Origin of the sequence: Dankookia sp. GCM10030260, from assembly GCF_042666655.1 — a bacterium.
GTDB lineage: Bacteria > Pseudomonadota > Alphaproteobacteria > Acetobacterales > Acetobacteraceae > Paracraurococcus.
Map to the genome: position 1 here is coordinate 578,475 of NZ_JBHTDE010000001.1, position 20,558 is coordinate 599,032.

The following is a 20,558-nucleotide window of genomic DNA, read 5'->3' on the forward strand; positions in this document are numbered from 1 at the left end:
GGCGCTTCAGAGCCGGCTCAGCAACTCCGCCTTCTTGGTCGAGAATTCCTCCTCGGTGAGGATGCCGCGGCCGCGCAGCTCGGCCAGTTTCTCGATCTTCGCCAGCACGTCGCCGTCGTTTCCCCCCGAGGCTTGCGGCGGGGCGGGCGCCGGCTGCCAGGCGGTGGCCGGCTCGGGCCGCCAGGCGGGCTGCGGCGGCTGGACGGCCTGCCGGTGGGGGGAGGGCGGGCCGTCCACCTGCTGCAGGTCTGCCGCCCGCACCGTGCCGTGGTCGGAGACGAAGCTCAGCGACTGGCCGCCGCCCTGCTGCTGCGAGACGCCGGAGATGCTGTGGTACGCGGTGTCGTAGAGGCGCGTCTGGCCGTTCTGCTGCACCGCCAGCCGGCGCGAGGCGGGGAAATAGGCGTAGCGCATGTCGTTCTGCGCGCCCGAGGCGGCCGGGCTGCCCAGGCCGTCCGGCCACCAGTTGCCGAAGCCCTGGTTGAAGCCGCCGCCCTGCATCGGCGCCGGCACGAAGGGGTTGCTCTCCCGCAGCAGGGCGGCGACCTCGTTGCACAGGCTGTCGACGCGGTATTTCAGGCCGTTGTTGAACATGTCGCCGACCATGGTCATGCCGCCCTGCGACCACTGGCCCATGCCGCCCAATTCCGGATGGCTGAACTGCGCCATGCTGCCGCCGCCGTTCGACACCGCCCGCAGCAGCGTGGCGACGGCGTCCGCGCTCACGCCATGCCGCGCGGCGATGTCGTCGACCCGCTGCAACGCGGTCTGGGTGAGGTCCTGCATGGCACTGCTCCGGTATCGCTGTCGGCTATGCCCATGGAACGCCGCGTGCCGCGAGCCGTGCCAGGACATGGCAGAATCCCGTTTCCATCGGGCGCGCGCCGGCAGGCGGTTGGTTCCGGCGCCGGGCGTGCCAATATCCCTGGCATGATACCGCTCTCGATCCTCGACCTCTCCCCCGTGCCGGACGGCAGCGATGCCGGCCAGGCACTGCGCAATTCGGCCGACCTGGCGCGCCACGCCGAGGGGCTGGGCTATGGCCGCTACTGGATGGCCGAGCACCACAACATGCCGGGCATCGCCAGCGCGGCGACCGCGGTGGCGCTCGCCCATGTCGCCGCGGCGACGAAGCGGATCACCGTCGGCGCCGGCGGCATCATGCTGCCGAACCACGCGCCGCTCATCGTCGCCGAGCAATTCGGCACCCTGGCCGCGCTGCATCCCGGCCGGATCGAGCTCGGCCTCGGCCGTGCGCCCGGCACCGACCAGGTGGCGGCGCAGGCGATGCGGCGGAACCTGGCCGGCGACGTGGACGACTTCCCGCGCGACGTCATGGAGCTGATGCGCTACTTCGATCCGGAGCAGCCCGGCCAGTCGCTGCGCGCGGTGCCCGGCGCGGGGCTCGACATCCCGGTCTGGATCCTGGGGTCCTCGACCTACGGCGCGCAGCTCGCGGCGATGCTGGGGCTGCCCTATGCCTTCGCCTCCCACTTCGCGCCGCAGATGATGATGGATGCCATCGCCGTCTACCGCGAGACCTTCCGGCCCTCGGCCCGGCTGGACAAGCCGTATGTCATGCTCGGCATCCCGGTGGTCGCGGCGGATACCGATGCCGAGGCGCGCTACCTCTATTCATCGCAGCAGCAGGCCTTCCTCAACCTCCGCCGCGGCCAGGCCGGCAAGCTGCCGCGGCCAGTCGAGAATTTCGATGCGCGGATCGACCCGCGCGGGCGGATGATGCTGGACAATGCCCTGGCCTGCGCCGTGGTCGGCGGGCCGGAGACGGTGCGCCGGGGCATCGCCGATTTCGTCGCCCATACGGGCGCGGATGCGCTGATGGTGACGGCGCAGATCCATGATCACGCGGCGCGCAAGCGGTCCTACGAAATCCTCGCCGCGGTGCACGGGGAGATGGCGCAGGCCGCCTGAGCGCGCCCGGCTCAGCCGCCCAGCAGGCGCCTGAGCTTCCGCACCGCGCTGTCCGGCGTGGTGAAGACCGTCCGGCCGGTCGCCGCGGCGACGGCTTCCGCCGCCCGCGCCAGGCTGAACTGCGCCAGCGCGACCACGTCGCAATCCGTCAGCCGCTGGGTCGCCTCGCCGGCCAGCCGGTCATGCGCGGCGCCGTCGCCGGCATCGAGCGCGGCCAGCGACCCTTCGGCCACGCAGGGGACGAGGTCCACGTCGGCGGGGAATTCCGGCGGCATGCTGTCGAGCGTCGGCGCGAAGGACGCCACCAGGCCGATCCGCGGCCGGCGCCCGCCGGCGGCGGCGCGGGCGGCGGCCACGGCCTCCTCGATCATCGCCTCGTTCGGCTTCAGCACGGGTATCGGTGCCTGGGCCGCTGCCACTGCCTCGATGCAGGGGCCGAAGGCGGAACAGGTGAAGAGGATGCCGTCCGCCCCGGTGCCCGCGGCATAGCGCGCCAGGGTGAGGAACCGCTCGCCCATCGCCTGGTCCAGCCGGCCGGTGCGGGCCAGGTCGGCCGAGAGGCTGTCGTCCAGCAGATTCATCAGCACCGCCTCGGGCCAGGCGCGGGCGAAGGCGGCCTCGATCGGCGGGGGGGAGTGCCGCAGGGCGTGGATCAGGGCGATGCGCATCGGGAAAAACCTCGAGAAAAGGAAGGAAGATCGGGGAGAAAGTATTCTCCCCGAACCCCTCATCTATTCCTGTGGGTTGGCACCTGCCGCGCGGCGAATGCCAACCCACAGAAAGGAAGGGTGGGGTCCGGGGAGGGAATACCTTTCCCTCCCCGGCCTTACTTGCCTGCCGTGGTGCAGCGCTTCAGCGAGGAGGGAAATTCCGCACAGCCCGGAAAGGCGATCTCGTCCGGTCCCTTGCGTTCCACCCGCAGCACGTTCGGCCCGCCGGCGCAGCCGAAGCCGGCATCGGGCGCCGCCCGCGGCCCCATCGGGCCGATGACCGGGGCCGCCGCGGTGAAGCGGAATTCGAGGCCGTTCGGGGTCTGCGCCACCGTCTCGATCGTCCGTTCCCGGTAGGCGGTATCCACCACCGAGATGCGCATGACGATGTCGCGGGTGAAGATCACGCTCGGGCTGCCGAGGCAGGCCGGCGTGCCGGTGTCGCCGGCGGGGAAGATGCCGCCGGTCCAGGACCCGAAGGTCCATTCATGCGGCGGGCCCTGGCGCTGTGGCGCCTGCGCCTCGGCGTCCAAGGCCCCGATCAGGGGCAATCCCAAGGCCAGCAGCAGGGCCCAACGCCGCATCCGATTTCCTCCGGTCCAGGTTCCGGGCGCTGTTCTAGCGCCGAACCCGGCATGGCCCAAACCAACCCGTCAGGCCGGCACCGCGACCGGCTTCGGCGGCCCGTCCCGCACCGGGATGTGGATCACCGCGGCGAAGGCGGCGGCCAGGATGCAGATGATCCACATCAGGTCGTAGCTGCCGGTGCGGTCGAACACCACGCCGCCCAGCCAGGCGCCGGCGAAGCCGCCGATCTGGTGCGACAGGAAGATCAGCCCGAAGATCGTCGCCAGCCAGCGGGTGCCGAAGTTGCGGGCGCACAACGCGACCGTCGGCGGCACGGTGGACAGCCAGAGGATCCCCATCGCCGCGGCGAAGACCAGCACCGTCGCCGTGGTCTTCTCGCTGAAGAAGAAGATGGTCATCACCACGGCGCGCAGGGCGAAGATCGCCACCAGCAGTTCCCGCCGCTTCCAGCGGGTGGACAACTCCCCGGCGCCGAGCGAGCCGGCGATGTTGAACAGCCCGATCAGGCTGATGGCCCCGGCGCCGACCACTGCCGGCAGGTGGCAGGACGCAACGAACCCCGGCATGTGGATCGCCATGAAGGAGACATGCAGGCCGCAGACGAAGAAGCCGCAGCAGAGATACCAGAATGTCGGCGTCCGCAGCGCCAGCCGCAGCGCCTCGCCGGCCGTCTGCTGCGCCGCGGCGCCGGGGACCGGGGCGGCCGGCCTGTCGTTCAGCGGCAGCGCCAGCGGGATCATCAGCAGGGAGGCGGCGGCGACCAGCAGCAGCGCCGTGTACCAGCCGAAGCCGGAGATGCCGAACTGCACCAGCGGCACCACCAGGAATTGGCCGAAGGATGACCCCGCGGTTCCCAGCCCGGTCGCCCGGCCGCGCTGGGCTTCCGGCAGCAGCCGGGTCAGGCTGGCCATGATCACCGGCATGCCGGCGGCCGAGACGGCGAAGCCCATCACCACCCCGGCGAAGAAGGTGAAGGTGCCGAGGCTCTCCGACAGCGCCATGCCGGTGATGCCGACCAGCTGCAGCAGGGCGCCGGCCATGATCACCTTGCGGGCGCCGTAGCGGTCGGCGATCTGGCCCCAGACCGGCTGGGTGAAGCCGTTGATCAGCACCTGCAGGGCGATGGCGAAGGCGAAGCCGGAGGCCGACCAGGCATGCGCCGCGGTCATCGGCGCCAGGAACAGGCCGAAGCTCTGCCTGAGGCCCATGGCCAGCGCCGCGCAGGCCACCCCGCAGGCGATCAGCACCCCGACCGCCACCGCGGGCCGCCCCGCACTCGTTCCCGACATGTCGAAGTTCCGTCGCTGCAATGCGGCATGATCCCATCGCTTTCCATGGGACGGCAACCCGCTTCCGGCGCATGGCGAAGCCGCGACGATATGACACTACCGCAAGGCAATCGGCCGTGAGTTGCGCCGTGGTTCCACCCGTGCGAAGTCGCCTGCGGACCTAGGGACCCGATGATGCTCCGTGCCCTCTATGACCGCGTGCTCGCCTTGTCGGCGCATCGACGCGCGCCAGCCTGGCTGGCCGGCGTCAGCTTTGCCGAGAGCAGCTTCTTTCCCATCCCGCCCGACGCGATGCTCATTCCCATGTGCATCGCCCGGCCGGACCGGGCCTACCGCTATGCGCTGATCTGCACCATCGCCTCGGTGCTGGGCGGCGTGCTCGGCTATGCCATCGGGTATTTCCTGTTCGAGGCGCTGGCCGAGCCGGTGCTGCGGGCCTACGGGCACGCCGACGCCCTGCTGCGGTTCCAGGGCTGGTACGAGAAGTGGGGCGCCACGGTCATCCTGATCAAAGGCCTGACCCCGATCCCCTACAAGATCGTCACCATCGCCTCCGGGGCTGCGATGTTCAGCTTCCCGGTCTTCCTGGCCGCCAGCGTCGTGACGCGCGGGGCGCGGTTCTTCCTGCTGGCCTTCCTGCTGCGCCGCTTCGGCCCGCCGATCCGCGACTTCATCGAGCGGCGGCTGACCCTGGTGACCACCGGGGCGGCGGCCGGGATCGTCGTGGGGTTCGTGGCGCTGCGCTACCTGTAAAGGGAAAGGCCGGGGGAGGAAGCATTCTCCCCGGACCCCCTCATCTGTTTCTGTGGGTTGGCACCTGCCGCGCAGCTGGTGCCAACCCACGAAAAGGAAGGGAGGGATTTGGGGAGGGAATGCTTTTCCCTCCCCGACCTTGTCTGCTCAATCCCGCCAGGGATGCGCCGCCCAGAGCTTTTCGTAGTGCCCGTGCATCGCCACCAGCTCGGCCCGGTACTCGTCCGGGCCCAGCAGGCGCAGCGGCAGCGCCAGCTGCGTCGCCACCGCCTGCCATTCCGGGTCCTGCGCCGCCTTGCGGGCGGCGTCGACGATGCGGTCCAGCACCGGCCGCGGCAGGCCGGCCGGCGCCGCCAGGCCGCGCATCGAGCCCTCGACCACGTCGAAGCCCTGTTCCCGGAAGGTCGGCACGTCCGCCATCACCGGCCAGCGCGAGGTCCCCATCTGGCCGATCGGCCGGAACAGCCCCTGGCGGAAGTCGCCGATCGCCTCGCCGATATTGGTCACCGCCAGGTCGATCTGCTTCGAGATCGTCGCGGTCCGCACCGGGGCGCCGCCGGCGAACGGTATGTGCAGGAACTTGGTGCCCGAGACCCGTTCCAGCGCCAGCACCGCCAGGTGGTCGTCGGACCCGATCCCCGAGGTGCCGTAGCTGACCTGGCCGGGCCGGCGTTTGGCCTCCGCCACCAGGTCGGCGACGCTGCGGATCGGGCTGTCGGGCAGCACCCAGATGGCGCCGGGGTCGTCCACCACGTTCAGCACAGGGGCGAAGTCGTCCAGCCTGAAGCGGGCCTGGGGGCGTTCGATCGGGATGGTGACGATGGTCGGCGTGTTGATGAAGCCGATGGTGTAGCCGTCGGGCTTGGCCCGGGCGAGCTCGGTGAAGCCGATCTCGCCCGCCGCGCCGGGCCGGTTGGTGATCACCACCGGCTGGCCGAGATACTTCTCCATGATCCGCGCCAGCGGCCGGGCGGCGACATCGGTGCCGCCGCCGGCCGGGAAGGCGATGACCATGGTCAGCGGCCGTTCGGGGAAGCCTTGGGCAAAGGCGGGGCAGGCGAGCGGCATGGCGGCCAGCCCGCCCAGCAGGGTGCGTCGTTGCATGGTCCTGGTCCTCCCGTTCGGCGCGTCTTGCCGCGCTCGGCTTATGCGGGATCGGACCATGCCTGCTGCCACCCTGGCAACAGTCCCGGGGTCATTCCTTCCAGGGATGCGCCGCCCAGAGCTTCTCGTACTGCGCCTTCAGCGCCACCAGCTCGGCGCGGTAGGCATCGGGGCCGAGGAAGCGCAGCGGCAGGTTCTGCTGCACGGCGGCCTTCTGGAATTCCGGATCCTCCACCGCCCGCCGCACCGCCTGGGCCAGCCGGTCGAGGATCGGCCGCGTCACCCCGGCCGGGGCGGCCACGCCGCGCATCGAGCCCTCGACCAGGTCGAAGCCCAGCTCCTTCGCGGTCGGCACGCTCGCCGTCGCCTCCCAGCGGGTGGCGCCGAGCTGCGCCAGCGGCCGCAGCACCCCCTGCTTCCAGTCGGCGATGCCCTCGCCCATGTTCACCACCGCGATCGGCAGGCTTTTCGACAGCAGCGCGGTGCGCACCTGGGACGACCCGCCGAAGGGGATGTGCAGGAAGCTGGCGCCGGTCAGCCTCTCCAGTGCCAGCATCGCCAGGTGGTCGTCGGAGCCGATGCCGGTGGTGCCGTAGCCCAGCGTGCCGGGCGCCTTCTTGGCGGCTTCGATCAGCTCGGCGAGGCTGCGGTAGGGGCTGTCCGCCAGCACCCAGATGCCGCCCGGATCGTCGACGATGTTGGCGATCGGCGCGAAGTCGTCGAGCTTGAAGCGGGCCTGCCGCTCGATCGGCACGGTGACGATGCCGGGGGTATTGGTGAAGCCGATGGTATAGCCGTCCGCCTTGGCCCGGGCGAGCTCGGACCAGCCGATCTCGCCGCCAGCGCCGGCGCGGTTCACCACCACCACCGACTGGCCGAGGTCCTTCTCCAGGAAGCGCGCCAGGGTCCGCGCTGCGGTGTCGGTGCCGCCGCCGGCGGCATAGGCGATGATCATGGTGATCGGGCGTTCGGGGTAGGGCGCCTGGGCCTGGGCGCCGAGCGGCAGCAGGGCGGCAAGCCCGAGGGCGATGATGGTGCGGCGCATGGTTGGACTCTCCCGGGGGCGCCTGGTGGCACGCCTTGTTGCGGATCAACCATGCCGCGGCCGGCCAGGCAACTACCGGAATATCGCTGCCGGCCACTCGATCGTCGGCGCGGCATGAGGCGAATGGCGGCCAGACAGACCATCGCGTCGGAAAGCCTGACAAGCCTTCGTAATGCATCGCAGGCGCCGTTGACGGTTGGATGACACGGCTAGGTCATGGCTCGCGTGAAGCGCTCTCCAAAAGGCGTGGCGTTCCTCCGTGCGTGGGACCTGACATCAAAGGGTCACCGTCATGCGAGGTCCTTGCGAGCCGGCACGCATTGGCAATAGCGTCAGCTCGCGCTGCAAGAAACCTTTGGAGAATGGCAGTGAAAAGCCCCATAGAGAAAGCTATTTCAGATAAACCAGTTCCAATGCATAAAAAAGAAACGCTTCCGATAAGCGAAGAAATAGAACAACAAAAACCAGGCTTCATCGATGTCGAGAACACGAAGGTTACTGGCGTCATTAGTTGGCCGAAGCATTTCGGTCTCCCGCAGGGAAATTTGGCCGACGCATTCATGGTCATTTCACATATCTATAGTCCGCTTCCATTTGACCCAAACAATGCAATTGCAACCATGGAGAAGATAATCGACAGGTCTACCTTGACCACCGCAGCAATAACGGAAGGCCCGCATGATTTTGCGAATTATAGAGTAACCTATATAGCGAGCGCTCAGGCAATCAACTGGCCCAATGAATTTCAACAGTTCCAAGCGGCCAGTCACAACTACCTTCGGCCATTTATCAAGGAAGGCATCGTGTGGCCGGCAACGCCGAATTCCGGTCAAGGCCCCAAGTCCATTTGGCCAGAGGAGGCAGCATACGTCCATAACCTTGATGGACCGATCACGGGGCCAGGCTTCCGTGTTCGCGGATCCTGATTGCCCTCTCTGGATTGTTCCTGTCGTGGTTGCCCGCCGAGATACATTGCTGTGCGCAACATGGCCTGGAGCGGCTGCTTGCGGATGATCACCCCATCAGCGGACGCAGCAGCGCGCTCCACCGTCTTCCTTTGACGTTCGGGTTACGCTTGTCGCACGAAGCGTCCACTCGAGCAGGGACGCGTGACCGATCGGTGGCGCGATGCAGGCCGCAATCGGCCGAAGCCCGCAACGCCCCGACCATTTCAGAACGGGTTGTCAGCCCGCCCCATCCCCCGGCAACGCCCGCGCCAGGGCCGCCGCCAGCGCCGCCCGCTGGTAGGGCTTGCGCAGCACCGCGACGGCACCGGCATCGCGCCCTTCCAGCGGCCCGGCGCTGCCGTAGCCGGTCGCCAGCAGGTAGGGCACGCCGCGCGCGGCGAGCGCATCCGCCACCGGGAAGACCAGCTCTCCGCCGCCGAGGTTGATATCCAGCACGGCGGCGGCCAGGCGTGGCTCGCCCGCGGCCAGGCGATGCGCCTCGATCAGGTTGCGGGCCGGGCCGACCACCTCGCAGCCCAGCTCGCGCAGCCCGGTCTCGAGCTCGAGCGCCAGCAGCGCCTCGTCCTCCACGACCAGCACCCGGGGCGGCGGGCCGCCCGGGGTGGTCCAGACCGGGTGCGGGCTGACCGCGACCGGCCGGGCCTCCGGCGCCGGCCCCGGCAGCGGCGTGCCATCGGGCGCCACCCGGGCCGCCGGCAGGGTCAGCGTGGCGCGGAGACCCGTCGCCGTCCAGTCGAGCGCCAGCCGACCGGCCAGCTGCCGCTCCGCCAGCTGGGTCATCAGCCGCAGGCCGAAGCTGCGCCGCGACGGCGCCCCGGCCAAAGCCGGGCCGCCCTGCTCGGTCCAGGTCAGCCGCAGCGCCTGGTCGGCCGCGAGGAATTCCCAGGCGATGCGGACCTCCCCGCCGGGCACCGACAGCGCGCCGTGCTTGGCCGCATTGGTCGCCAGCTCGTGCAGCAGCATCGCCACCGGCTGCACCGCCTCGGCCGAAAGCCGCGCCGGCGGACCCGACAGCCGGACCTGCCCGGCATGCGCCGGCAGCTCGCTCTCGGCCAGGGCCTGCAGCTCCGCTCCGGTCCAGGCGCCGCGCGCCAGCAGCGCATGGGCGCGGGCCATGGCGGTGATGCGGCCTTCGGCGGTGGCGGCGAACTCGGCCGGCGGCACGTCCCGCGGCGCCAGCCGGATGAGCGAGAGGGCGACGGCCAGCGCATTCTTGGCCCGGTGGTCGACCTCGCGCAGCAGCAGCACCAGGTGCTCCTCGGCCTCCCGCTTCGCCGCGGCGCGGGCGCGCAGCGCGGCGCCGGCCTCGTCCAGCGCCTGGCGGACCCGCGCCACCTCCCGCACCCGGGGCGGGGCGCGGCGGGGCGGCGGCTGGTCGCGCGCCACCATCGCTGCGTCGGGGCCGAGCGCCTCGACCTCTTCCCCCAGCCGGGCGCCGAGCACCATGGCCAGCAGCGCGGCCAGCGCCACCGCCAGCGCCCCGCCGCCGGCGGCGACCAGAACCGCCCGGCGCAGCGGCCCGTCGATCGCGGCGCGCGGGACGCTGAGCACCAGGGTCCAGTTGCTGGCCGGCAGGTGGCGCAGCACGGCATAGGTCGGGGTGCCGTCGCGGGCGACAACCTTCACCGTCGCGGCGGCGGCGCCGCTGGTCTGGAAATCGACCATCCAGGCGATCGCCGGCCGGGCGACGAAGGCGTCCTCCTGCGCCGTGCGGGCGACGACGAGGTGGCGGCTGTCCACCAGCGTGGCCACCCAGCCGGGGCGGAGCGGCCGGCCGCGCAGCACCTCGCCCAGGCTGCGCGGCAGGATGTTGGCGGTCAGCACGCCCACCGCCTTGCCGTCGCGGCGGACCGGCATGGCGATGGCGATCACCGGCTGCCCGGCGAGCGGGCCAAGGAACAGCGGCGAGACATAGCTGTCCGGTGCGCGCAGGACGGCGGCGAAATAGGTGGCGGGACCGTTCGGCCGCGGTGGCGCGTCGGGGAAGCGGGCCTGCTCGACGCCGGGCAGGGCGGCACCGCCTGGCGCCAGGGTATTCGCCAGCGGCCGGCCCTGCGGGTCGAACAGCGCGATGCTGTGCAGCACCGAAGGGCGGCGTTCGATCAGGGCCCGGCTGCGGGCCCAGAAGGCGGTGATGGCGGGCCCGCCCGGCGCCTCGGCCAGGGCGGCGTCCAGGCCGGGCCCGGTCGCCAGGACGTCGAGGGCGACGGTGGTGATGCGGAGCTCGCGGTCGAGCTCGGACAGCAATGCCTCGGCGGTGCGGGAGAGATCGCGCAGCGCCGCGTTGCGCTCGCTGGCGGCGACCCACCAGGTCAGGCCGATGGCCAGCGCCACCAGCGGCAGGCCGGTGGCCAGGGCGAGGCCTAGCAGATGGGTGCGGAACCGGGCCGGCTGCCGGCTCGGCCGGGTGGCCGGCAGGGTCGCGATGCTGTCCATGGCTCCCCCCGCTGCGCCGGCCGATCGTACCGGCACGGATCGAGGATAGCCTATCCCGCGACCTGCAATATGGGGAATGCGACGGAAGCGGGAAAACGCGGGCCACGGGCGGCCAGCCGGCAGCGTGCCGGCTGGCCGCCCGCAGCGTCCCGCTCAGTCGGCGGCGAGCGCCATCCGGCTGCGGTTCATCCGGGAATTCACATGGTCCTCGGCGGCGTTGACCACTTTCTCGGTCTCCTCCGGCGTGAAGACATGGCCGGCCCCGGACAGCACCCGGTAGTCGATGGTGATGCCGCGCTGGGTGTTCAGCTTGTCCACCAGCTTCTTCACCGAGGATTCCGGCACGAGTTCGTCCTCCGCGCCGTGGTAGATCAGTCCGTTGCAGGGGCAGGGGGCGAGGAAGCCGAAGTCGTAGTGGCTGGCCGGCGCCGCGATGGACACGAAGCCGCCCATTTCCGGCCGCCGCATCAGCAACTGCATGCCGACATAGGCGCCGAAGGAATAGCCGGCGACCCAGAGGCTATGGGCGTTCGGGTTCACCGCCTGGAGGAAGTCGAGCGCCGAGGCCGCGTCCGAGATCTCGCCGATGCCGCCGTCGTAGCGGCCCTGGCTGCGGCCGACCCCCCGGAAGTTGAATCGTAGGGTCGAGAACCCCATGGCCTGGAAACGTTGGTAGAGCGCGTGGATGACCCGGTTGTTCATCGTCCCGCCGTGCAGCGGGTGGGGATGGAGCAGCAACGCAACCGGCGCATTGGCCTGCTTCGAATGGTGGTAACGGCCTTCGAGCCGCCCGTCAGGGCCGGCGAACATGACCTCAGGCATCGTCCCGTGGGTCCAATTCCGGTTGAGCCTGGCCCGTCCGGATTGCCGGGGGGCGGGAAGCTGTCCCGCCGGCAAGCCGGGCGCACCGAGGCGCTTGGTGGGGAAGACTAGTGAACAACGCCCGGGCTCCCTTCGGCATCATGACACGATGCCGAGAGGAGCACGGGCGATTCACGCACCGCCCGACACGCTCCGGGATTCGCCGACGAAAGCCCCAAATGGTTGACTGGGGAAGTCGGAGAATCTAGCGTCCGGCATCGGCGCCGATCGAGGCGCACGGGCCGGAGAGCTTGGTAGCCATATCGTCCAGTCGCCCCGGGGCAGTCTCCCGTTCCCCCTGGGCAACCGGAATATAGAGATGCGAAGCCGGGTTTCATAATAGAATCAAGGCAAGGCGCCCATGTTTCCGGCGCCAGGCCGGTATTCCGGTATACAAGTTTTCGATGACCGAGGGGGCTGTGCCGTGCGTCTCTCCACCCGTGGGCGATATGCCGTCATGGCAATGGTCGAATTGGCGGCGCGGCAGCAGGGCTGCAGCACCGATCCCTGCCCGGGCCGGCCGGTGTCGCTGGCGGAACTGGCCCAGGCGCAGCTGCTCTCGCTGGCCTATCTGGAACAGCTGTTCGGCCATCTCCGCCGCTCCGGGCTGGTCGCCTCGGCCCGCGGCCCGGGGGGCGGCTACCGCTTGGCCCGGCCGGCAGGCGACATCACCGTCGCCGCGATCGTCGATGCGGTGGACGAGCCGATCCGCGCCACCCGCTGCGAGGAGGGCTCGCCCGGCTGCCTCGCCGGCGAGCGCTGCCTGACCCATGACCTCTGGTCCGAGCTGGGCGAGCAGATCCGTCTGTTCCTCGCGCATGTGACGCTCGCCGACGTGGTCGAGGGCCGCATCGCCGGCCGTGCGGTGATGCCGCGCGACGGGGCGCTGCCGGCGGTGGTGGAGGCGGCGCAGTAGCGCCGGCCTGGGCGGTGGACACCCTCTATCTGGATGCCAACGCGACCGAGCCGCTGCGGCCGGCCGCCCGGGCGGCGGCGATCGCGGTGCTGGAGGCGGGCGGCAACCCCTCCTCGGTCCATGCCGGAGGCCGCGCCGCCCGCCGCCGGCTGGAGCAGGCGCGGGACGCGGTGGCCGCCCGGTTCGGCGCCCGCGCCCAGGACGTGGTCTTCACCGGCGGCGGGACGGAGGCGAATGCGCTGGCGGTCCACGGCCTCGGCCGGGGCCGGCGGGTGCTGGTGGGGGCGACGGAGCACCCGGCGGTGCTGGCAGCCGCACCCGGCGCCGGTGTGGTCCCGGTGCGGCCGGACGGCACCGCCGACCTCGCGGCGCTGGCGGCGCTGCTGGCCGAAGGTGGCCCGGCGCTGGTCTGCCTGATGGCGGCGAACAACGAGACCGGCGTGCTGCACCCGCTGGCCGAGGCCGCCGTGCTCTGCCGGGCGGCGGGCGCGCTGCTGCATGTCGATGCGGTGCAGGCGGCCGGGCGGGCGGCGCTGCCGGCGGAGTACGATTCGCTGGCGATCTCCGGCCACAAGCTGGGCGGGCCGGCCGGCGCCGGGGCGCTGCTGCTGCGGCCGGGACTGGAATTGCCCGCATTGATCGCCGGCGGCGGCCAGGAACGCGGCCGGCGCGGCGGGACCGAGCCGCTGCCGGCCATCGCCGGCCTGGCCGCGGCACTGCCCGAGGCCGGGGAGGCGGCGCGCCTCGCCGCGCTGCGCGACCGGATCGAGGCCGGGATCGCCGCCCTGGCGCCGGAGGCCATCATCGCCGGCGCCGGCGCGCCGCGGCTGCCGAATACCAGCAGCATCCTGCTGCCCGGGGCGGCGGCGGAGACCCAGGTGATCGCGCTCGACCTCGCGGGCGTCCGGGTCTCGGCCGGGGCGGCGTGTTCCTCGGGCAAGGTCGGGCGCAGCCCGGTGCTGGCGGCGATGGGGCATGGTGACCTCGCCGGCTGCGGCATCCGCATCTCGCTGCCCTGGGACGTGGCCGAGGAGGCGCCGGAGCGGTTCCTGGCCGCCTGGGCCGCCATGCGGGAAAGGCTGGGGCGCCGGGCGGCCTGAGGGCGATCGGGGAAGGCAGAGACATTTCCCCCATTCTCTGGGTCTGGGGGGGGCCTGCGGTGCCGCACGGCGGCAGGCAGCCGCCGCGCCGTGGAACGCCCATGGCGATCGACGATTGAAAAAAAGAATATTTTCCTGATATGCTTGGCATCCTTTAGCAGGGGCGAGGCGATGCCAGCATCCCACCACCCAGGGCCCGGTCCGCCGCCCCGCCGCGCCACCCAGGGTATTTGTCCGGGAACGACACCCGGTCCGCACCCAGCTCCGGGGCCTTTGTCCGAAAGCCGCATCCCCGCCGCGGGCATGCCGGCCATTCCCGCCGCCCCCCTCCCCAGCGGCGCCCTGCCGCGCCATCTTCCCGCGATGCGCCCGAACCGCCCCGTCTACCTCGACAACCACGCCACCACGCCGGTCGACCCTCGCGTGCTGGCCGTCATGCGGCCTTGGTGGGAGGAGAATTTCGCCAACCCGCACTCCGTCGAGCACGCCATGGGCCGGGAGGCGGAGGAGGCGGTGGAGGCTGCCCGCGCCGAGATCGCCGAGCTGATCGGCGCCGAGGCGCGCGAGGTGGTGCTGACCTCGGGCGCCACCGAGAGCAACAACCTGGCGATCAAGGGCGCCGCCCGCTTCGCGGCGAGCCAGGGCAGCGAGCGCCGGCGGATCGTGACGCTCGCCACCGAGCACAAATGCGTCCTGGAGAGCATCCGCGACCTCGCCGCCGAGGGGTTCGAGCCGGTGGTGCTGCCGGTCGCCCCCGACGGGCTGGTCGACCTCGACCGGCTGCGCGGGGCGGTGGACGACCGCACCCTGCTGATCAGCGTCATGGCGGTGAACAACGAGATCGGCGTCATCCAGGACCTGGCCGCGATCGGCGCCATCGCCCGGGCGGCCGGGGCGCTGTTCCACACCGACGCGGCGCAGGGTTGCGGGCGCATCGCGCTCGACGTCGAGGAGATCCAGGCCGACCTGCTGTCGATCTCCGGCCACAAGATCTATGGGCCCAAGGGCATCGGCGCGCTCTATGTCCGGCGGCGGCCGCGGGTCCGCCTCGCTCCGCTGTTCTCCGGCGGCGGGCAGGAGCGCGGCTTCCGCGCCGGGACGCTGGCGGTGCCGCTGGTGGTGGGCTTCGGGGAGGCGGCGCGGGTCGCGGCGATCGAGGGCATGCTGGACGCCGGCCGCATCGCCGGCCAGCGCGATCTCTTCCTGCAGGCGCTGGAAGCCGCGGTGCCCGGCCTGCGGGTGAACGGCCACCGCGAATGCCGGGTGGCCGGCAACCTCAACCTGACTTTCCCCGGGCCCGTGGACGCCCAGGCGATCATGCGGGCATCGCCGGATGTCTGCGTCTCGACCGGCTCGGCCTGTTCCTCGGCCGCGGTCGAGCCTTCCTACGTGCTGCGGGCCCTCGGGATTCCCGAGGCCGAGGCCAGGGCGAGCTTGCGGATCGGCATCGGCCGCTTTACCTCGCCCGCTGATGCGGAACGGGCCGCGGCAGCGCTTGCCGCCGGTTGGCGGACCGCGAGCGGAGCAGGCGAATAAGATGCCCAGGATGACCTTCATCGAGCGCGACGGCACGCGCCGCGAGGTGGACGCGCCGCTCGGCCTTTCGGTGCTGGAGATCGCCCACAAGCACGGCGTCGACATCGAGGGCGCCTGCGAGGGCTCGCTCGCGTGTTCGACCTGCCACGTGGTGGTGGACGGGACCTGGTTCGGCAAGCTGGCCAAGCCGACCGAGGACGAGGAGGACATGCTCGACCTCGCCTTCGACCTGCAGGAGACCTCGCGGCTCGGCTGCCAGCTGATCATGACGGATGCGCTGGATGGGCTGGTGGTGAAGCTGCCGGCCGGCACGCGGAACGCGGGCGGCTGATGGCTGCGATCGCGAAGCCCCGGAGCGAAGCGTGAATCGCAGCCACAGCAATTCCTGGGAGGAAGGCTTCGGCCAGGAAGGCGGCCTGTACCGCCGGCTGCGCGACGCCTGCGCCGCCGACTGGCAGGCCTATACCTGGCACCCCTTCGTCCAGGGCATCGCGCAGGGCACGCTGCCGCTGCCGGCCTTCCGGCGCTACCTGATCCAGGACTACCTGTTCCTGATCCACTTCGCCCGGGCCAAGGCGCTGGCGGTGTTCAAGGCCGAGAGCATCGAGGCGATGCGCGACAAGACGGCCGCGATCGCCGCCATCCTGTCCGAGACGCTCATGCACCTGAAATACTGCGAGGGCTGGGGCATCCCCGAGGCCGAGGTGCGCGCCACCCCGGAATCCGCCGAGACGGTCAGCTATACCCGCTATGTCATCGACCGCGGCCTGGCCGGCGACATCCTCGACCTGGAGGTGGCGCTGGCCCCCTGCACGGTGGGCTATGGCGAGGTGGCCTTGCGCATCCTGGCCGACCCGCGGCGCAAGGTCGAAGGCAATGCCTACCAGTCCTGGATCGATACCTATGCCGATCCCGGCTACCAGGCGATGGCCCGCGCCGCCGCGGCGCGGATCGACGCGCTGGGGGAAAGCCATGGCGGCCATGCCCGCTTCGCCCTGCTGAGCGCGACCTTCGCCGAGGCCGCGCGGCTGGAGGCGCGCTTCTGGCAGCAGGGGCTGGATGCGGCGGCGGGGCGGACGGCCGGCTACGAGAAGATCCACACCGGATGAGGATCCTCGTCGCCCCCCGGATGGCTTTGCCATGAGGATCCTCGTCGCCCCCCCGAATGGCTCCGCCATGAGGATCCTGGTCGCCCCCCGAATGGCTCCGCCATGAGGATCCTGGTAGCCATGTCCGGCGGCGTGGACAGCAGCGTCGTCGCCGGCCTGCTGCGCGAGCAGGGCCACGACGTCGTCGGCGCCACCCTGCAGCTCTATGACCATGGCGCCGCCACGGCTCGGCGCGGCGCCTGCTGCGCCGGGCAGGACATCCACGACGCCCGCCGGGTCGCCGACACGCTCGACATCCCGCATTACGTGCTGGACCGCGAAAGCCGCTTCCGCGACGCCGTGGTGCAGGATTTCGCCGACAGCTACGCGAATGGCGAGACGCCGATCCCCTGCATCCGCTGCAACCAGACGGTCAAGTTCCACGACCTGGTCGGCCTGGCCCGCGACCTCGGCGCCGAGGCGATGGCGACCGGCCACTATGTCCGCCGCGTCGAGGGCCCGGGCGGGGCCGAACTGCACCGCGCTGCCGACCCGGCCCGGGACCAGAGCTACTTCCTCTTCGCCACCACGCCCGAACAGCTCGCCTTCAGCCGTTTCCCCTTGGGCGACTATCCCGACAAGGCGACGGTGCGGGCGGTCGCGGCGCGGCTTGGCCTCGCGGTCGCCGAGAAGCCGGACAGCCAGGACATCTGCTTCGTCCCCGCCGGCCGCTACCACGACGTGGTGGCGAAGCACCGGCCGGATGCGGCCGAGCCGGGCGAGATCGTGCATCTCGATGGCCGCGTGTTGGGCCGCCACCAGGGCATCGCCCGCTACACGGTCGGGCAGGGGCGGGGCCTCGGCCAGGCGTCGCGCGACGGCGAGCAGCCGCTGTTCGTCACCGGGGTCCAGGCCGGCACCCGCCGGGTGGTGGTCGGGCCGCGCCAGGCGCTGGCGCAGGCGGTGGTCGAGGTCGGCGAGGTGAACTGGCTGGCTGCGCCGCCCGTGGGGCCGCTGCGCTGCCAGGTGAAGCTCCGCGCGCGGGAGGAGCCGCGCCCCGCGACCATCGCCTGGGATGCCGCGACGGGCCTGTTGCGGGTGACGCCGGACGAAGCCGCGATCGCCGCGCCCGGCCAGGCCTGCGTGGCCTATGCCGGGGCGCGGGTGCTCGGCGGCGGCTTCATCCGCCGGGCCGCGGCGACCGTCGCCGCGGCCTGACTGTCGCCGGCGCCCGGCGCCAATCCCCGCCGCCACGCCGCCGATGCATGGCTGCGCCGCGGCAAGGCCCGAGCGGCGGGCCGGTGGGCGCCCCACATCCTGGCATGGCAGGACCGCATGGCGCCGGCGCATCGCGCGCCCCGCCCGCCGCGGCTCTGCGAGGAGCAGGATCATGATGTCGTTGATCGTCGGCGTGTTGGCCGCCACCCTTGGGACCGCCGCGCTGGTCTGGGGTGCCGCGGTTCGAGGCGCGATGGAGCACGACGGCACGTTGCGTGCCGTCGCGCCGTTGCCGCCGGGTGCGGCCCAGGAAGTCAGCTGAACCGGGACGCCGCGGGGCATGGCCGCGCGGCGCCGCCGGCGGGCCGGTGATCCGGCCCGCCGGCATCAGAGCAGCGGCGCATCCGTGCGGCCCTCGTAGGCACCGTGCAGGATGAAATGCGTGGCGGCGGCGTCGACGTCGCTGCCGAAGGCGGCCTTCAGGTCGGCGTAGTTGGCCACATACTGCTTGGCGTTGAAGGTGACCTGCCGGCCCTCGGCATGGCCGTGCAGGATGTACTGCTCGGCCCCGGCATCGGCATCGGCGCCCAGCGTCGGGATCAGGTCGCGCTGCGAGGCGATGTAGAGCAGGCCGTTGAAGCTCTCATGCCGGCCTTCGGCCCGGCCATGCTCGATGTATTGCCGCGCCCCGGCCTCACGGTCGGCATGCAGCGTGGCGATCAGGTCGGCGTAGGAGGCGATGTATTCCAGCCCGCTGAAGCTGGCATGCCGCCCCTCCGTCCGGCCATGCTGGATGAAATGCTGCGCGCCCGCCTCGGCATTGCTGCCGAAGGCCTGCATCAGGTCGCGGTAGGAGGCGATGTACTCGGCGCCCGAGAAGGTGGTCGTGCGTCCCTCCGCCGCGCCGTATTGCAGCATGTGCTTGAAGCCGGCCATCGGGTTGGCGCCAAGCAGCAGGCTGAGGTCGAGGTAGGAGGCGACATAGGCGAGCGGGGCGAAATTCGCCGCCGGCGCCGCGATGCTCTCGCCCGAGGCGGCGAAGCTGATGGTCTCGACCTGGCGGAGCTCGTCGATGCCGTCGGCGGCCCGCGCCGCCGGGGTCCGGCCGACGACGCCGACCGTGCCGTTCCAGGAGACCAGCCGGTAATCCGCCAGGCGCCCGGACAGGATGGCGGTGTCGTTCCCGGCCCCGCCATCGATCAGGTCGTTGCCGATGCCGCCGGTGATCGTGTCGGCGCCCGCGCCGGCGGCGATGCTGTCGTGGCCGGCATGGCCATGCAGCCAGTCGGCGGCCGCGGTGCCGGTCAGGCTGTCATTCCCGCCCAGGCCGTTCTGCGCCAGGGTGCCGGCACTCGCCCAGGCCAGCAGGGTCTTGGCCTGCAGCTGCAGGTTGTCGAGGCGCCAGGTGACCTGGCCGCCGACGCTCTCCTGCACCGCGAAGACCTTGCCCGAGGCGAGCCGGCCGGCGGCGTCGTAGGTCAGCCCGCTGCCCCAGAATTCCAGCTTGGTGCCGGGCGCGCCGAGGCAGCGCTCGTCGCCCAGGGCGTAGCTGGACGTGCGGGTGGTGACGGTCAGCGACGACCAGGCGGCGGTGGAGAGGGTGCGGGTGTCGAGGGCCTGCGGCCCGGCGGTGACGATCGCCATGGGGTTTCTCCGGATCACTTAGATGTGTGATGCCTATCACGGAGAAATAGATTCAAAAGAATGTTGTTCTTCACAACATATTTCACGTTCATAATGATGTATTTTATATACCGTTCCGGCCGTCGAGAATGCGGCCGGATGCGTATTCATGGCATGTCGAGGAGCCGAGGGCTGCGCGCTGCCGCGATCCGGACCGGGATCGGCGGAAGGGGTGGTACCTGAGGCCGGACTTGAACCGGCGACCCCGGCATTATGAGTGCCGTGCTCTAACCAGCTGAGCTACCCAGGCGCGGCGGGCGGTATGACGGCTTTGCCCCGGGAATGCAAGCCGTCCTCCCGGCCGATCCGGCTACCGGATGCTGATGTTCCGCAGGCGGACGATCTCCGCCATCCGGCGGCTTTCCAGGGCCAGGTAGGGCAGCCATTCGGCCAGCGGCCGGGCCTCGGCAGTCACCGCCAGCGCGTCCAGCCGGGGCTTCATGTCGGCGGCGGTCAGCGCCATGCGGCAGGCGGCGTTCAGCTTCTCCAGCACCGCCGGCGGCGTGCCGGCCGGGGCCAGCATGGCGACATGCTCGATCATCTCGACTGCGGGGTAGCCCTGTTCGGCGAAGGTCGGGACGTCGGGCGCCAGCGGGCTGCGCCGGGGGGAGGCGACGGCCAGCGCCCGCAGGTCGCCCGACGCCATGAAGCCCATCACGGCCGAGGCCGGCATGAACAGCATCCCCGCCTCCCCGGTCAGCACGCCCTGGATGGCCGGGCCGCCGCCGCGGTAGCCGATGTCGGTCACCTCGATGCCGGCGGCCTGCAGCAGCATCTCGGTGGCCAGGTGGCTGGTCGCGCCGATGCCGGAATTGGCATAGGTCAGCGGCGCCCCCGGCCGCTTCGCCAAAGCGACGTAGTCCGCCAGGGTCCGGGCCGGCGAGGCCCTGCCGACCAGCATGAACATCGGCATCGACACCAGCAGGCCGACCCCGGCGAAGGCCGTCTCCACCTCGAAGCCTAGCGGGTAGAGGTGCGGCGCCACGGCATAGGTGCTGTTCGGCAGCACGATGACCGTATGGCCGTCCGGCCGCGCCCGGGCCGCCGAGGTCAGGCCGATGGTGCCGTTGGCGCCGGTGCGGTTGTCGATGACGAAGCCCTGGCCGAGATCGGTCGAGAGCCGCCCGGCCAGCACCCGGGCGAAGGCGTCGGTCGAGCCGCCGGCCGCCCAGGGCACCACCACCGTCACCGGACGGCTGGGATAGGCGGATTCCAACGCCCGCAGCGGGGCGGGGGCGGCGAGCAGCCCGGCGGTGCCGGCCAGCAGGGCGCGGCGGGTGGCCTGGGTCATTCCTGTCTCCTCCCTGAGGGGTCTCGCGCCACGCCGGCTG

The 20,558-nt window shown here is 71.4% G+C and carries 20 protein-coding genes and 1 tRNA gene; 10 read left to right on the forward strand and 11 right to left on the reverse strand.

Going from position 1 to position 20,558, the window contains the following annotated elements; genetic code table 11:
- Positions 1–6: 6 nt before the first annotated feature.
- Positions 7–786: an SHOCT domain-containing protein gene (locus ACFQS7_RS02860; protein WP_380065500.1), complete on the reverse strand. Its 780-nt coding sequence runs from the start codon at positions 784–786 to the stop codon at positions 7–9.
- A 144-nt stretch (positions 787–930) separates the two neighbouring features.
- On the opposite strand from ACFQS7_RS02860, the gene ACFQS7_RS02865 reads away from it, so the two are divergent.
- Positions 931–1,932, forward strand: a complete 1,002-nt coding sequence (locus ACFQS7_RS02865; RefSeq protein ID WP_380065501.1) for an LLM class flavin-dependent oxidoreductase — start codon at positions 931–933, stop codon at positions 1,930–1,932.
- Between the two features lie 11 nt (positions 1,933–1,943).
- On the opposite strand, the gene ACFQS7_RS02870 is transcribed toward ACFQS7_RS02865, so the two are convergent.
- The 3 genes from ACFQS7_RS02870 to ACFQS7_RS02880 all read right to left on the reverse strand — a co-directional run bounded on the left by ACFQS7_RS02870 (position 1,944) and on the right by ACFQS7_RS02880 (position 4,519).
- Positions 1,944–2,600, reverse strand: coding sequence for an arylsulfatase (locus ACFQS7_RS02870; RefSeq protein WP_380065502.1), 657 nt, complete (start codon positions 2,598–2,600; stop codon positions 1,944–1,946).
- A gap of 158 nt (positions 2,601–2,758) precedes the next feature.
- Positions 2,759–3,226 (reverse strand): hypothetical protein, encoded by a 468-nt coding sequence (locus ACFQS7_RS02875; protein WP_380065503.1) that lies wholly within the window; start codon positions 3,224–3,226, stop codon positions 2,759–2,761.
- Positions 3,227–3,295: 69 nt separating this feature from the next.
- Positions 3,296–4,519, reverse strand: a complete 1,224-nt coding sequence (locus ACFQS7_RS02880) for an MFS transporter (protein WP_380065504.1) — start codon at positions 4,517–4,519, stop codon at positions 3,296–3,298.
- A 174-nt stretch (positions 4,520–4,693) separates the two neighbouring features.
- On the opposite strand from ACFQS7_RS02880, the gene ACFQS7_RS02885 reads away from it, so the two are divergent.
- Positions 4,694–5,272, forward strand: a complete 579-nt coding sequence (locus tag ACFQS7_RS02885; protein WP_380066191.1) for a YqaA family protein — start codon at positions 4,694–4,696, stop codon at positions 5,270–5,272.
- 147 nt (positions 5,273–5,419) lie between these two features.
- On the opposite strand, the gene ACFQS7_RS02890 is transcribed toward ACFQS7_RS02885, so the two are convergent.
- Together ACFQS7_RS02890 and ACFQS7_RS02895 are read right to left on the reverse strand one after the other, a co-directional pair.
- On the reverse strand, positions 5,420–6,376 hold the full coding sequence (locus ACFQS7_RS02890; RefSeq protein WP_380065505.1) for a Bug family tripartite tricarboxylate transporter substrate binding protein: 957 nt from the start codon (positions 6,374–6,376) through the stop codon (positions 5,420–5,422).
- 91 nt (positions 6,377–6,467) lie between these two features.
- Positions 6,468–7,421 carry a tripartite tricarboxylate transporter substrate binding protein gene (locus tag ACFQS7_RS02895; RefSeq protein WP_380065506.1) on the reverse strand — a complete coding sequence of 318 codons (954 nt, stop codon included), beginning with the start codon at positions 7,419–7,421 and terminating at the stop codon, positions 6,468–6,470.
- A gap of 362 nt (positions 7,422–7,783) precedes the next feature.
- On the opposite strand from ACFQS7_RS02895, the gene ACFQS7_RS02900 reads away from it, so the two are divergent.
- Complete coding sequence (locus tag ACFQS7_RS02900; protein ID WP_380065507.1) at positions 7,784–8,347, forward strand: hypothetical protein; 564 nt, start codon at positions 7,784–7,786, stop codon at positions 8,345–8,347.
- A 258-nt stretch (positions 8,348–8,605) separates the two neighbouring features.
- Here ACFQS7_RS02900 and ACFQS7_RS02905 read toward each other — a convergent pair whose 3' ends face one another.
- Both ACFQS7_RS02905 and ACFQS7_RS02910 read right to left on the reverse strand, forming a co-directional pair.
- Positions 8,606–10,825, reverse strand: a complete 2,220-nt coding sequence (locus ACFQS7_RS02905; protein WP_380065508.1) for an HWE histidine kinase domain-containing protein — start codon at positions 10,823–10,825, stop codon at positions 8,606–8,608.
- A gap of 153 nt (positions 10,826–10,978) precedes the next feature.
- Entirely contained in the window at positions 10,979–11,647 is a 669-nt protein-coding gene (locus ACFQS7_RS02910) for an alpha/beta hydrolase (RefSeq protein WP_380065509.1), read from the reverse strand.
- Positions 11,648–12,110: 463 nt separating this feature from the next.
- On the opposite strand from ACFQS7_RS02910, the gene ACFQS7_RS02915 reads away from it, so the two are divergent.
- The 7 genes from ACFQS7_RS02915 (at position 12,111) to ACFQS7_RS02945 (ending at position 17,866) form a co-directional block, all read left to right on the forward strand.
- The gene (locus tag ACFQS7_RS02915; protein ID WP_380065510.1) at positions 12,111–12,602 is read left to right on the forward strand and encodes an Rrf2 family transcriptional regulator; all 492 of its coding nucleotides are present in this window, start codon (positions 12,111–12,113) and stop codon (positions 12,600–12,602) included.
- Positions 12,603–12,616: 14 nt separating this feature from the next.
- Positions 12,617–13,702: a cysteine desulfurase family protein gene (locus ACFQS7_RS02920; RefSeq protein WP_380065511.1), complete on the forward strand. Its 1,086-nt coding sequence runs from the start codon at positions 12,617–12,619 to the stop codon at positions 13,700–13,702.
- Positions 13,703–14,065: 363 nt separating this feature from the next.
- On the forward strand, positions 14,066–15,238 hold the full coding sequence (locus ACFQS7_RS02925; protein WP_380065512.1) for a cysteine desulfurase family protein: 1,173 nt from the start codon (positions 14,066–14,068) through the stop codon (positions 15,236–15,238).
- Position 15,239: 1 nt separating this feature from the next.
- Positions 15,240–15,569: a ferredoxin family 2Fe-2S iron-sulfur cluster binding protein gene (locus ACFQS7_RS02930; RefSeq protein ID WP_380065513.1), complete on the forward strand. Its 330-nt coding sequence runs from the start codon at positions 15,240–15,242 to the stop codon at positions 15,567–15,569.
- Between the two features lie 31 nt (positions 15,570–15,600).
- Positions 15,601–16,347, forward strand: coding sequence for a thiaminase II (tenA, locus tag ACFQS7_RS02935; RefSeq protein ID WP_380065514.1), 747 nt, complete (start codon positions 15,601–15,603; stop codon positions 16,345–16,347).
- Positions 16,348–16,449: 102 nt separating this feature from the next.
- Positions 16,450–17,544: a tRNA 2-thiouridine(34) synthase MnmA gene (gene mnmA, locus ACFQS7_RS02940; protein WP_380065515.1), complete on the forward strand. Its 1,095-nt coding sequence runs from the start codon at positions 16,450–16,452 to the stop codon at positions 17,542–17,544.
- Between the two features lie 172 nt (positions 17,545–17,716).
- Positions 17,717–17,866, forward strand: coding sequence for a hypothetical protein (locus tag ACFQS7_RS02945; protein ID WP_380065516.1), 150 nt, complete (start codon positions 17,717–17,719; stop codon positions 17,864–17,866).
- 65 nt (positions 17,867–17,931) lie between these two features.
- Here ACFQS7_RS02945 and ACFQS7_RS02950 read toward each other — a convergent pair whose 3' ends face one another.
- The 3 genes from ACFQS7_RS02950 to ACFQS7_RS02960 all read right to left on the reverse strand — a co-directional run bounded on the left by ACFQS7_RS02950 (position 17,932) and on the right by ACFQS7_RS02960 (position 20,518).
- Entirely contained in the window at positions 17,932–19,188 is a 1,257-nt protein-coding gene (locus ACFQS7_RS02950; RefSeq protein ID WP_380065517.1) for a hypothetical protein, read from the reverse strand.
- Between the two features lie 212 nt (positions 19,189–19,400).
- A tRNA-Met gene (locus tag ACFQS7_RS02955) sits at positions 19,401–19,477 on the reverse strand.
- 60 nt (positions 19,478–19,537) lie between these two features.
- Positions 19,538–20,518 carry a Bug family tripartite tricarboxylate transporter substrate binding protein gene (locus ACFQS7_RS02960; RefSeq protein WP_380065518.1) on the reverse strand — a complete coding sequence of 327 codons (981 nt, stop codon included), beginning with the start codon at positions 20,516–20,518 and terminating at the stop codon, positions 19,538–19,540.
- Between the last annotated feature and the right edge of the window lie 40 nt (positions 20,519–20,558).